The organism is Capnocytophaga sp. G2, assembly GCF_035282625.1.
Lineage (GTDB): Bacteria > Bacteroidota > Bacteroidia > Flavobacteriales > Flavobacteriaceae > Capnocytophaga.
In genome coordinates this window covers 39,284-52,773 of the sequence record NZ_JAYKBU010000009.1, presented here as the reverse complement: position 1 = coordinate 52,773, position 13,490 = coordinate 39,284, and the positions used below count along the sequence as shown (strand labels likewise).

Genomic DNA, 13,490 nt, shown 5'->3' with positions numbered 1-13,490 from the left:
AAAATACAAAAATTTTTTTATTCCTTATTAGCGAAAAATAGCTATTTTTGCACTTGATTTATATAAGAAGAAATGCTTAAGAAACTCTCACAAATTCTCATTTCCACACGACTTATGGCAGTACTTTTCTTAGCTTATGCAGCTGCCTTAGCCATAGGTACTTTTGTAGAAACTCTTTATAATACGGACACTGCCAAAATATGGATTTATAATGCTTGGTGGTTTGAACTTATTATGGCTCTCTTTGTGGTAAATTTCATCGGGAATATAGATAGATATCGCCTCTTAAAACGGGAAAATTGGGCAGTATTTGTCCTACATGCCTCTTGGGTATTTATCATTATAGGAGCAGGAATTACCCGATACCTCAGTGATGAAGGAAAATTAGCCTTACGTGAAGGAGAAGAAGCTGATTTCTATACCTCCGAACAGACCTATATCACCGCCCAAGTGGATGGTACCTTCGAAGGAAAACCTTTGCGTAAAGCCAAGCAAGAACCAGTTCTTTTCTCAGAATTCACTTCTAATTCCTATAGTTGGGACTCCGATTTCAAGGGGAAGGATTTTCATATAGAACTCACAAAATTTATTGCTAATGCTGAAGAAACCTTTGTAGAAGATTCCAATGGAGATGATTATCTCAAGATTGTAGAAAGCTCTGGTGATAGTCAGGGACATGAGCATTACCTTAAAGTAGGTACTACCTTATCCCTACATGGAATCCTGTTCTCCCTGAATAAACCTACCTTTGGAGCTATCAACTTACAGATTACTCCCGAAGGAAGCTATATCAGTAGCCCTTTTATAGGGAGTTATATGACTATGAGCGACCAGAAAGTATACGAAGTGGCTAAAGATAGCATGCAAGCCTTACAATACCGCTCCCTGTATAACTTAGCGGGTATGCGTTTTGTATTTCCTCAACCTCTGAAAAGGGGGAGAATGCAACTTACCTCTATTCCAGAAAAAAGAAGATCTCCTTCGGATGAGAGCGCTATTATCCTAAAAGTTACTTCATCAGGAGAGAGTAAAACTATTGGTGTCTTGGGTAGGCGAGATGTAATTAATCCGACTACTTCTGTAGAGGTTGGTGGACTTACCTTTCACTTTAACTATGGATCGGTACGCACTCCCCTACCCTTTAAGATTAAGTTAAATGATTTTATTGCCGAAAAATACCCAGGTACCGAGCGCAGTTACTCCTCTTTCAAGAGTAAAGTAACGGTAAGTAGTCCCGAAAAAACTTTTAAATATGATATTTATATGAATCATATTCTTAACTATAAAGGATATCGCTTCTTTCAAGCTAACTTCTATCCTGATGAAAAAGGAACTGTCCTTTCTGTCAATCATGACTATTGGGGGACCCTTCTAACTTATATCGGTTATACTCTCCTTTATATAGGTCTTATAGCTAGTATGTTCTTTGGGAGGACACGTTTTGTCCAGCTAAGCCAAAAGCTTAGAAAACTCCAAGAAAAGCGTAAAGGACTCATGACCCTCTTTCTCCTATTATTCTCCGTAGGAGTATATGCACAACATGACTCCTTTGAACTGACTTCCAAGCAAATAGATTCTCTTCTAAAAGCTAATACTGTAGATAGAGTTCATGCAGATAAGTTTGCCCACTTAGTCATTCAGGATGAAGATGGTCGTATGAAGCCCATCAATACCTTTGCCTCCGAACTGCTTAGGAAAGTAAGTAAAGCGGATTCCTTCCGTGGCTTGGATGCTAATCAGGTATTTCTTTCCATGCTCCTAAACCGCCAGCTATGGTACAATGTGGATTTCTTCTATATTAAAAAAGATAATGACAGCTTACACAAGATATTAGGGGTAGAAAAGGGACTTAAGCGTGTACGTGCTTTAGATTTCTTAGATAAGGATTATCAGAACAAATTAGAACCTTATCTCAGAGAGGCTTATGCCACCAATAACCCTAATCAATTCCAAAAGGAATTCAAGGAAGTAGATATGAAAATTCACCTTTTGGAGCGTGCCCTCTCAGGGAGTATGTTGCGTATTTTTCCTCTAAGAGATACACTGAATAACAAATGGATAGCTCCTTTGGATCTCTATGAAAATCCCTCTTATGTCAAAGATTCTCTAGAAGAGAACTTTATCAAAAATTCCTTCCGATGGTATCTCACCTCTCTAAAAGAAGCTACCCAAACAGGTAACTATACTCAAGCGGATCAAATACTAAAACTACTGAAGGAAAATCAAAAAGTAGTAGGACGGAATGTTATACCTTCAGAGGAGAAAATCAATGCAGAAATTCTTTATAACAAATATGATGTCTTCAAGAGCCTTTTTAGTTGGTACTTATATGTGGGTACCTTTATGTTCGTTATCTTGATTATTCGTATCTTTAAGGAACGAAAAACCTTGCGTATTCTTTCTAATATATGTACCATTTTGCTTTTCTTCCTCTTCACTTTGCATACCATAGGACTTGCTTTTCGCTGGTACATTTCAGGGCATGCTCCATGGAGTGATGCTTATGAAAGCATGATTTATGTAGCTTGGGCGACAATGGGGATAGGGCTTTGTTTTGCTCGGCGCTCACCCTTGAGCCTTGCTTCTACTGCTTTTGTTACCTCCATGATTCTGATGATTGCCCATTGGAATTGGCTGGATCCCTCCATAGGTAACCTACAGCCTGTACTCAATAGCTATTGGCTTATGCTTCACGTTGCAGTAATTGTAGGTAGTTATGGACCCTTCACCTTAGGAATGATACTGGGAATTATGAATCTGTTCCTTATCATTTTCACAACCCAGAAGAACAAAGAAAAAATTAAACTTGTTATTGATGAGCTTACCATCGTCAATGAACTTTCCTTAACCGTAGGGCTTATTATGCTTACCATTGGAAACTTTTTAGGAGCTCAATGGGCAAATGAAAGCTGGGGACGTTATTGGGGTTGGGATCCTAAGGAAACATGGGCTTTAGTAAGTATCATGGTATATGCTTTTGTTATTCACATGCGTATTGTCCCCTCTTTGCGTGGGGTATGGGGGTTCAATTTTGCTAGCGTTGTGGCTTTTGCCAGTATCCTAATGACCTATTTTGGAGTAAACTTCTACCTCTCTGGACTGCATAGCTATGCCAGTGGAGAGAAGGTAATTACCCCTAACTTCGTATACTATGCTATAGCATTTGTACTTATTTTGGGGATAGTATCTTTTGTTAGGAAGAGAAAAATAACAATAGAAGCCACTACTTGAGAAAATAACCTGAAGATATATGTTCTTTAGAAAAATTTACTGAATAGAAAGAAATAATTCTCTATAGGAATTTTAAGGTACTACAAACGATTGATAAATTGACAATTATTTTGTATTTTTGCAGAGACAAAGTTCAAACTTTTATCTTATTAAATCTATGAAATATACACAAAAAAAACCAGCGATTGTTCTCTTGGAGGATGGTACTCTCTTCTATGGGAAAGCAGAGGGAAAGGTAGGAAGTGCTTTTGGCGAGATCTGTTTTAATACAGGGATGACTGGTTATCAGGAAATTTTCACTGACCCTTCATACTTTGGACAAATTATGGTAGCAGCTACTGTTCACATTGGTAACTATGGAACTCTTGAGGAGGAAAATGAATCCGATGGGGTAAAGATTGCTGGCTTAGTATGTCGTAATTTTAGTGAATTTGGCTCACGCTCTGCCTGCGAGTCCTTAGGTGATTTCTTAGAAAAACAAGGCTTATTCGTCATAAGTGAAGTAGATACACGTGCCTTGGTATCCTACATACGTGACCACGGTAGTATGAATGCTGTACTCTCCACCGAAGTTGACAATATAGAGGAGCTCAAAGCCCAACTCAAGGGGCAACCTTCCATGAAAGGTTTAGCCTTAGCTCCTAAAGTTTCTACTAAGGAGCCTTATTTTGTAGGAGAAGAACATGCTAAATATCGGATTGCAGCATTGGATTTAGGAATTAAACGCAATATATTGCGAAATTTAGCTGCTCGGGATGCTTATATCAAGGTCTTCCCCCATACTGCTACCTTTGAAGAGCTTACTTCTTTTGCTCCTGATGGTTACTTCCTCTCTAATGGTCCTGGCGATCCTGAACCTCTGACCGAAGTAATAGCTCTTACCCGACAACTGATTGAAAGTGGCAAGCCTATATTTGGAATTTGCTTAGGACACCAACTCATTGCGCTCTCTCAAGGGGTACCTACCTACAAAATGCGCAATGGACACAGGGGAATCAATCATCCTGTGAAAAACCTCCTTACGGGGAAAAGCGAGATTACCTCTCAAAATCATGGATTTGCTGTTAATAAGGAATTAGCGGAGAAAAACCCTAATATAGAAATCACCCATCTACATCTGAATGATGGTACTGTAGCGGGCATTCGCCTTAAGAACCATCCTGTATTCAGTGTACAGTATCACCCTGAAGCCGCTCCAGGTCCTCACGATGCCAGCTATCTCTTTGATTTATTCATCAATAATATAGAAACTTACAAAAATAGTAAGAAAATATAAGATTACTTAAGTTTCTTAAGAAATTCATTTAGTTGATTTAACCATTCAGAATAGTATTGGAACCTATCGTTCTCTCTTATCATCCTTTCTGAATAGTCTAGGGCATTCATTTCTTTTATTATTTTTTCAGGAGGAGTGTAACTTTTTATTAATCTATCCAATCTTTTTTCTATAGTATTATTTTTTAGGGAATCCTCTGGCTAAGAACAAAAATTACAGAGTAGTATATCCCCCACTAATTATAATTGTGAGATGTGCTACTTTTACATTTGTAACCCTTGTTTTTAGGAGAGAAAGGACTCTCATTATTCTCTTTCAGAGAGTTGTCTTTGCATATCCATAGTAAGGCGATAGCTCTCCTCCATAGGAACTACTTTTCGGCTAAGAGTCTCTATCTGTTTACCTTCTTTTGTCCAAAGGAAAGGAAAAAACGAAAATGCTTGATTCCCTCTGAGCTTAGTGACTTCCTCCCGCCATCCTTTCCAATAGAAAGGCTCATAGAACTGGTGTACATTTCCTTGTAAAGTCCAGTTAAAGAACTCTGAATAACCACAGTTCATAGGCTCCCAAGAAAGTGTATCTGGAGCTAAGTAAAATATTTTTCCCAAACCTTCTTGACCAAAAGCACCACCATTAATTGCAAATAACCCACCAAGAACATCATCTGCAACCAATAAAAATACAGGAGGTTCTCCATAATGTTCAAAAGTTTTTCCTTTATTCCACTCGAACATACCTCTATTTAATCTTTCAGAGCCGGAGCCTAAGATACGTATCCAGCCACTATCAATAAGAATTCCTCCTGTTTGATAAATAATAGCTCCCATGGGCGAACGTGTAGTTACCTGTGCATTAAGCAGTTCTTTTTCCGCACGCTTGGTATCCCGAGGGAGTACTTCATAGGGATTCGTAGCATTCTGTAACCACTCTTGCACCAAGTTCCAACCAGGCTCTTCTTTATTTATCAGTTCTCCTAATGTTCTCATTCTCTTAGTCTTATAAAAATATTGCCTTACAAGGGTGGGTGTAAGGCAATATTCTATTGATATTAATATAATAATATTCTATTTTACATACTTTTGTGCTACTTCTTTGGCTACTTTGTCCAATACAGCTGTGATTTCATCATTAATTTTCCCAGCTTTAAGCTGCAATAGAGTTTCCTCATGAGTAGCTCGAAGGGTCTCCAAGAAATCTTTTTCAAATTCACGTACACATTCCACAGGCACTTGGCGAAGTAAGTTTTTAGACCCTACATAGATAATTGCTACTTGGTCTTCTACCTTATAAGGGTCATTGGACGACTGCTTGAGAATTTCTACATTACGCTTTCCTTTCTCAATCACATTACTGGTAGCGGCATCCAAGTCAGAGCCGAACTTAGCAAAAGCTGCCAATTCGCGGAACTGTGCTTGATCAAGTTTAAGAGTACCCGCAACCTTCTTCATGGATTTGATCTGAGCGGAACCTCCCACACGGGATACAGAGATCCCCACATTAATAGCTGGGCGCACTCCTGAGTTAAAGAGGTCAGATTCAAGGAATATCTGTCCGTCAGTAATAGAAATCACATTGGTTGGGATATAGGCAGAAACGTCCCCTGCTTGGGTTTCAATAATAGGAAGTGCTGTAAGGGAACCTCCTCCTTTGACAAGATGCTTAATGGATTCAGGGAGATCATTCATATTACGTGCCACATTATCATCCTTAATCACCTTGGCTGCACGTTCCAAAAGGCGAGAGTGTAAGTAAAATACATCTCCAGGGTAGGCTTCTCGTCCAGGTGGACGACGAAGTAAGAGCGATACTTCACGATAAGCCATTGCTTGTTTGGAAAGGTCATCATAGATGATAAGGGCAGGGCGACCTGTATCGCGGAAATATTCCCCAATAGCAACTCCTGCAAAAGGAGCATACACCTGCATAGGAGCAGGGTCAGAAGCATTGGCTGCCACAACAGTGGTATATGCAAGTGCTCCTGCATCCTCTAAAGTCTTAGCTATTCCTGCTACTGTAGAGGCTTTCTGTCCAATGGCTACATAGATACAATATACAGGATTGCCTGCATCATAGAATTCTTTTTGATTAAGGATGGTATCAATACATACTGTTGTTTTTCCTGTTTGTCGGTCACCAATGACAAGTTCACGTTGTCCTCGTCCAATAGGAATCATTGCATCAATAGCTTTAATTCCTGTCTGTAAAGGTTCATTCACCGGTTGGCGATAGATAACCCCAGGAGCCTTACGTTCAAAAGGCATTTCATAGAGTTCTCCTAAGATAGGTCCTTTTCCATCAATAGGTTCTCCTAAAGTATTGATAACTCGCCCAACGATTCCCTCTCCCACTTTGATAGAGGCAATAGTCTTGGTGCGCTTTACTATATCTCCTTCCTTTATCTGTGTGGAAGAGCCTAAGAGTACTACCCCTACATGGTCTTCTTCAAGGTTAAGCACCATTCCTTCTTGTCCAGATTCGAAGTGGACAAGCTCTCCATTTTCTACCTTGGAGAGACCAAAAATACGAGCAATCCCATCTCCTACTTCTAACACCGTCCCTACCTCTTCCAAGGATACAGAAGCATCAAAGTTTGCTAATTGTTTTTTAAGAATCGCTGAAACCTCAGCCGCCTTTATTTGTGCCATTATTTCTATTTATGAATATTCTTCAGTTATGATTAATTATACTCTAACGTATCTTATAAAAGATAACGTGCAAAGATACAAAAAAAAATCATATAAAACATAAAATTAATCAATTGTTTCTTTACGCCAATTCAATCATAAAAAAGGGCAGTTGCAAAATTGCAACCACCCTTCACAATTATGAAAACATCTTTTTACTTATTGTTTTGCAAAAATAAGTTTTTGACCAATAAAGTCTCTATCTCCCATACCCATATCTTTCAAAGCCTTTCGGAAATTAGCTAAGTTAATATTTTTATAAGTCAATGGATATTGAAGGCGTTGAGGAAAATCCACTCCTGATACCAAAGAGGTAAATGTATAAGTGGTTACTACCTCATGTGTTTGAGCATTTGTTACATTCTCTAACAGAGGATTCACATCTCCATTCTTTATAAGAATATTAGGATATCCTGTACGTCGGTATTCAGTCCAAGCCTCATTTGGATTCATATAAAGAGCAATGTACTTTTGAGTCATCACAGTTTCCTCTGTAGCAGCAGGAAGCCTATTTACAAAAGCAGTAATCTTAGTAGCATCTACTCCCCATTTTTCCATAGAAGCCCTTACTCCTTCTTTATATTTGGCATCATCCCAAGCACCTCCTAAAGCATAAGGAGCTTCAGAGAGCAAGAAACATACTTCTGAATATTCCATAAATACTTCTGCATAATTAGGATTAAGGATTTTGGAAGCAAAAAGAGAAACAAGCCTTCCTGAACTGAACTGAGAATCACTATAAGATTCATTTATTCCATAAGGCATTCCTGCATACTTGGTAAGATCATCTGTTTCTTGATAAGAACCTGCCTTTATCACGCTCAAGGAAGTATTCTTAGGAGCACAATATTTCTGCAAACGAGGGTCTACTCCAAAACCTAAACTGGCTCCTCGGGTTCCCTTAAGTATCTCAACAAGTGTATTGGAAGGAGAATAGTCAGTTCTTCTATCTACGAAATAGTTCTTATAAATAGGAGAAGGATTGGTATCATTACTTTCATAAGGAAGTTCCACTGTATCTGCATTGGATTGCATTACAGGATATTTAGCAGGATTGGTTACTGTTATTTCCCGAATAGTTTCCAGAGCCTTATTCTTAAGCTCTGTATCCCTTACTCTTGAAAGATGCATGGCAATACGCAAGCGTAAGGAATTACCAAATCTTTTTAATTTTTCAGGAGTTCTGAAAAGATCATCTCCTGCAGTAAATACATTCTTAATAGCTCTACCATCAGCATCTGTAGTTTTGATTTGGTCTACAGCCTCTTTAAGATCCTCTAAGATATCCATATAAATATCCTTTTGGTCTGCATATTCAGGAGAGATGTATTTCTCCAATTGTAAAGCCTGAAATTTAGGATTATCCTTTCCATGCCAAGAGTAGTAAGGTACATTTCCATAAGTTTCTGCAAGCAGACTAAAGACATATCCCATCAAGATACGAGATGCTGCAATCTGGTTATCATTATTTCCATAGAGAGCTGTCTTCACCTTTGTTGCAGGATCCATATTAAGTTCTATAATTTCCTTATAGTCTCCTGCTACTTGATAACAGAAGCGCCAGATATAGTCTCCTGAATAATCACTATAAAGGAATCGGCTTTCCTTAGTATAAGCGGTCTGTGCAGTATACTGCATCCAAGAGCGCATAAGCTTTCCAGAAGTAGTGGAATAACGAGTGTAATCCATAAGCCTCTTATTAGAGCCATTGAATAAAGCATAGGAAAGAGAGGCTTTAGGCTTATTAGGATTGGTATTGATTTGTTCAAAATCCTTTTCACAACTGGTGCTAAGCAATAATCCTGCTCCAGATAATATAATAGATAATATTCGTTTCATCTTCGTTGTCTATTTTGTTATTATAATTTTAAACCTATACTCATACCAAAGGAACGAGTAGAAGGCAAGGATGTCTCTCCAATACCTTTGTTAGAGGCAGCAATTTCAGGATCCATACCATCCCAGTCAAGACCTGTAGTCCAAAGGTTATTTCCAAAGAGAGAGATATTAAGACCTTTGATATGCTTCTTTTCTGCAAGTGGTACATCATAAGAGAGTGTTACACTTCTGAGCTTAAAGTAAGTAGCATCAAAAATATTCTGAGAGTCCACTCCGCGATAGAAGAGGCTTCCATAGGTTTTAGGACTTATGGATTTATCATTAGGTTGCCCTGCTTTAGGAGTTCCAGGAGCGAATACTCCAGGTACAACAATTCCCCTTTGATCCTTTGTTCCATTTTTATCTATTATATCACGCATACCCTGAATAGTAGTTTCACGTAAAGTACCTGTATACATACCAAGCATATAAGCATTAGCAAAGTATTTTCCTCCTTTTTGGAAATCAAATAAGAAAGATAAAGTTACAGGACCATATTTGACAGAGTTCTTAAGCCCCATAGTATAATCTGGGATGATAGAGCCTAAAGCCTTAGGTTCTGAAGTAAGGTATTTACCATTGGCATCAACCAATCTATTTCCTTTACTATCATACACGAAGTCTCTACCAAAAAGCTGTCCATAAGCCTCTCCTTCAATAGCATAAAGAGAAACTAATCCTGAACTATCATTGGTAATTTTGTAACGAGTGGTTCCTGGATAAAGTTTTAACAATTTGTTATTATTCTTAGCAAAGTTCCAACTTACATTCCAAGAGAATTTACCCATTTTCACAGGAGTTGCTGAAAGAGATACCTCTATCCCTTTATTGGACATTTCTCCACTGTTAACCATCTTATATATATATCCGTTAGCTCCATCCACAGGAAGTGGAATAATAAGGTTCTTAGAAAGAATATCATATACAGAAACATTGGCTGAGAGGCGATCATTAAAGAAACGCAATTCCAAACCAGCTTCTTTGGTTTCCTTAATTTCAGGTACCAAGTTAGGATTATTCTGTGTAAAAGGATGTAGGTAATTAGGATTTCCATTAAAAGGCAACCCTATAGTAGGGTAAGTAACCAACTGGTAAGGAGCGGTATCATTACCTGCCTGAGCCCAAGCTGCACGTATTTTACCATAAGAGAACCAAGAAGGTTTGCTTTTCCAAGCAGAGGTAAACACGAAAGAACCTGTTACAGAAGGATAGAACACAGGTTCAGATACTGTAGAAAAGTAATCCTTACGCCCTGTAGCTTCTACGAATACCATTCCTTTGTAACCAAAAGAAACCATTCCAAAGATACTATTGGTACGTCTCCAGTTACGGTAATTAGTAGAAGAAGGTTTTTCCACACTGTTTTCCAAGTTATAGAAATTAGGAAGGACTAATCCACCATTGGTTTGCCCCTTTACCCACTGATATCTTCCTTCACGACGTGCTAATCCTACAAAACCGGTCAAAGTAAAATCTTTACCAAGTTTTGGTGTGTAGTGCAAACGTGTTTCATAGTTGAAATCAGAATTGGTATAATTAGCTGTTTCATAAGAAGATTGTTCCTTAGAACCTACTGCCACTCTTTTTTCTGTATTCAAGTTATAGATATCTCCATAGATTTTTCCTACCCAATAGAGGTTATCTGTAAAATTATAAGTAAATCCTATATTTCCAAAGAAACGATGGCGCTTATCATTACTTGTATTTTCATACAGTGTCCAATAAGGGTTATCGGTATAACGAGGCGATCCATCAGCTGCTGATTTTCTATTCCATGTACGTTGGTTTCCGTTAGGATCTTTATAATAATTCTCTAAGTTTTTCACGTCCAATTGACGTTGACTCCAAGCATAAAGCACCTTAGAGATAGGATTCTTCATTGTATAAGAGTTCTCTGGGTTATCACGAGAGGTAATAATATAGTTAAACCCTCCTTCACTTTTCAATTTCTTGGTTAAAGTAGAATTAAAACTGAAAGATACATTTGTTTTCTGAAGTTTAGTATTGGGAACAACTCCTGTTACTTCATTATTTCCTAAAGAGAAACGCAAGTTTGTACCTCCTATAGCACGGGATACAGAAACAGAGTTAGCTACATTAAGCCCTGTTCTAAAAAGCTTATCTACATCATTCTTAGGAGCTCTCCAAGGCACTTCCTTCAAGTAATGCTGAGGGAGGTATTCCTTATCAAAAGCGTACCAAGGAAGGTATGGTTGATTATCATATTTAGGACCCCAACTTTCATCACTTTCATAAGCGGGTACATTATAATCTCTCCCGTTCACAGTATAAGTACGGAAAGAAGGAGATCTACCTCCACCATACTCATTTTGTAACTTAGGAGCGATGTAATTTCTTTCAAAAGAAACAGAAGATTTTACATCAATAGCTGTCTTTCCTGCCTTACCGGATTTGGTAGTATAGATAATTACTCCGTTTCCACCACGACTACCATAAAGGGCAGTAGCTGCTCCTCCTGAAAGGACTGTTACAGATTCAATATCCTCAGGGTTAATATCTCCAGCAGCATCCCCAAACTTACTATCAGAATCTCCCACGGTTGCCATAGGCACTCCATCAATAACGATAAGTGGTTGGTTACTACCGGTAATACTTCCTACTCCACGAATAGTTACATTGGTATTCCCTCCCATAGAAGAAGTTGTAGAGGTTTGTACCCCAGCAACATTACCGGAGAGTCCCTGGTCAGCTTCTGTTTTCTGAGTGGCATACCCTACAGCGTTTTTATCACGCTTAATTCCTAAGGCTCCTGCTTCTCCACCATCTTGAGCTACAGAAGGAAGGAGTACAGCATCAATAGTAGAGGAAAGTCCTACCTTAACTTCTACACTTTTATACCCTGCTAAGGTGAATTGTAACACTTCCCCCTCTTTGGCAGAAATGGAATACACCCCATCAGTGTTAGTTTTAGCCATGCGGGTAGTTCCAAACACAGTTACATTGGCACCCGCTACAGGTTTCCCTGCACCATCTTTTACGCTCCCAGAGATCTTCTGTTGAGCGAAGGTCATTGTCGTTACGACAAAGCAAAACAATAAGAATAATTTTTTTAAATTCATATCTCTTGTATGTTCATTAGTGGCGCAAATTTACGATTTTTCTACCAAATCTGAAACCTTAATCACATATTTTTTTGATATAAAATATTGCGTTAAATAATATAAAAATATATAAATATTTTATAATTTATAACTATATTTTTTAGAAGGATTCTCTTGAATAACTATAAGTTACTTTCATCCTTTATAATTTACCTTTTCATTACAAAAGATTATTAATGAATCCATATTTCTCCATTAAAAAAACGGGTTATTCAAGAAATTGAATAACCCGGCTTTTATTAGCTTAAATTGATATGATTATTGAACACTTAGTACAGAAAACATTCCTTTACTATCCACTTTATGTGCATCTGAATTCACAACCACAGTATTATCAGCTACATTTTCCAAATCAACATCTGGAGATACACTTGTATCTTTAATTTTTCTTATACGGATACCTTTATTACTAAGGCTATTTCGACCTCCTATGTTATTCATGATACGTAGTGCCATATCCATATTCTCTTGACCTTCAGGAATCTTTGCATTTAAGGTTATTTTATTAGCTCCATTGAGAAGCTTATCCAAATCCGCCTTAATAGTAATTTTAGCATTTCCTCCTTTGGCAAGAGAGAAGTTATCGGGCAAGTCCAAGACAATATAACGGAAAGCATTACGGCTACTTTGTTTCCATTTTCTCTTTACTTCTTTGCCATTAACTATATTCACATCTACCCTATCTATTCCTTCTTTGGCATTCCAAGTAGAATGTAATTTCTTTCCTTCTTGTCCATTTCCTATGAGGACAGCAAGATCATTGCTACCTCCATAAGTACCCTTAATCTTTGCGAAGAGGAAATTATTTGACCATGCCCATTGCATATCTTGTTCTTGGGAAAGGCGATAGAAAGCAGGAAACTTAGTTCTAGCTTCTTCAAGGTCATTCAAGTTTTCCTTTATTCCTAATCCAAATCGGATTGTTTTGTATTTAGCTGCCGCCATTGTATCTAGGACGAAGGTCTGAGAAGCCTCAGCTGCTTGACTGATAATATATCCTGCTTTATCTAAATTCTCTTGATTATATACCACTTCTGTACCATCCTTGGTTATCATAGAGATATTAGTAATTACATACTTTACTTCTGAAAAAGAAACCTGTTGTCCGTTAGAGGTGTAAGAATGATTAAGTTGAAGAGGTTCATTCCCAAAATAATTCTTAAATTCCAATGTTACTTTTCCTACATCTTGTACAGGAGGTAGTGTATAGTCCTCTTTAGGGTCCTTATTACAAGAAGAAAGTACTGTAGCGGCTGTCGCCACTGCAAAAAATATTTTTAAATTTTTCATTATCTTTCA

7 protein-coding genes are annotated in these 13,490 nt (G+C 37.9%); 2 read left to right on the top strand and 5 right to left on the bottom strand.

Annotated features, from left to right (window positions below):
• Positions 1-72: 72 nt before the first annotated feature.
• Positions 73-3,231 carry a cytochrome c biogenesis protein gene (gene ccsA / locus VJJ03_RS06540; RefSeq protein WP_323974537.1) on the top strand — a complete coding sequence of 1,053 codons (3,159 nt, stop codon included), beginning with the start codon at positions 73-75 and terminating at the stop codon, positions 3,229-3,231.
• A 157-nt stretch (positions 3,232-3,388) separates the two neighbouring features.
• Complete coding sequence (carA, locus tag VJJ03_RS06535) at positions 3,389-4,507, top strand: glutamine-hydrolyzing carbamoyl-phosphate synthase small subunit (RefSeq protein ID WP_323974535.1); 1,119 nt, start codon at positions 3,389-3,391, stop codon at positions 4,505-4,507.
• A 305-nt stretch (positions 4,508-4,812) separates the two neighbouring features.
• Here carA and VJJ03_RS06530 read toward each other — a convergent pair whose 3' ends face one another.
• From VJJ03_RS06530 to VJJ03_RS06510, 5 genes are all read right to left on the bottom strand, one after another.
• Complete coding sequence (locus VJJ03_RS06530; protein WP_009745270.1) at positions 4,813-5,493, bottom strand: DUF2625 domain-containing protein; 681 nt, start codon at positions 5,491-5,493, stop codon at positions 4,813-4,815.
• A 78-nt stretch (positions 5,494-5,571) separates the two neighbouring features.
• Positions 5,572-7,152 carry a F0F1 ATP synthase subunit alpha gene (atpA, locus tag VJJ03_RS06525; protein WP_323974533.1) on the bottom strand — a complete coding sequence of 527 codons (1,581 nt, stop codon included), beginning with the start codon at positions 7,150-7,152 and terminating at the stop codon, positions 5,572-5,574.
• 198 nt (positions 7,153-7,350) lie between these two features.
• Positions 7,351-9,030, bottom strand: a complete 1,680-nt coding sequence (locus VJJ03_RS06520) for a SusD/RagB family nutrient-binding outer membrane lipoprotein (RefSeq protein ID WP_323974532.1) — start codon at positions 9,028-9,030, stop codon at positions 7,351-7,353.
• 20 nt (positions 9,031-9,050) lie between these two features.
• On the bottom strand, positions 9,051-12,149 hold the full coding sequence (locus tag VJJ03_RS06515; RefSeq protein WP_323974531.1) for a SusC/RagA family TonB-linked outer membrane protein: 3,099 nt from the start codon (positions 12,147-12,149) through the stop codon (positions 9,051-9,053).
• A gap of 300 nt (positions 12,150-12,449) precedes the next feature.
• Positions 12,450-13,481, bottom strand: coding sequence for an MbnP family protein (locus VJJ03_RS06510; RefSeq protein WP_323974530.1), 1,032 nt, complete (start codon positions 13,479-13,481; stop codon positions 12,450-12,452).
• Positions 13,482-13,490 lie beyond the last annotated feature (9 nt).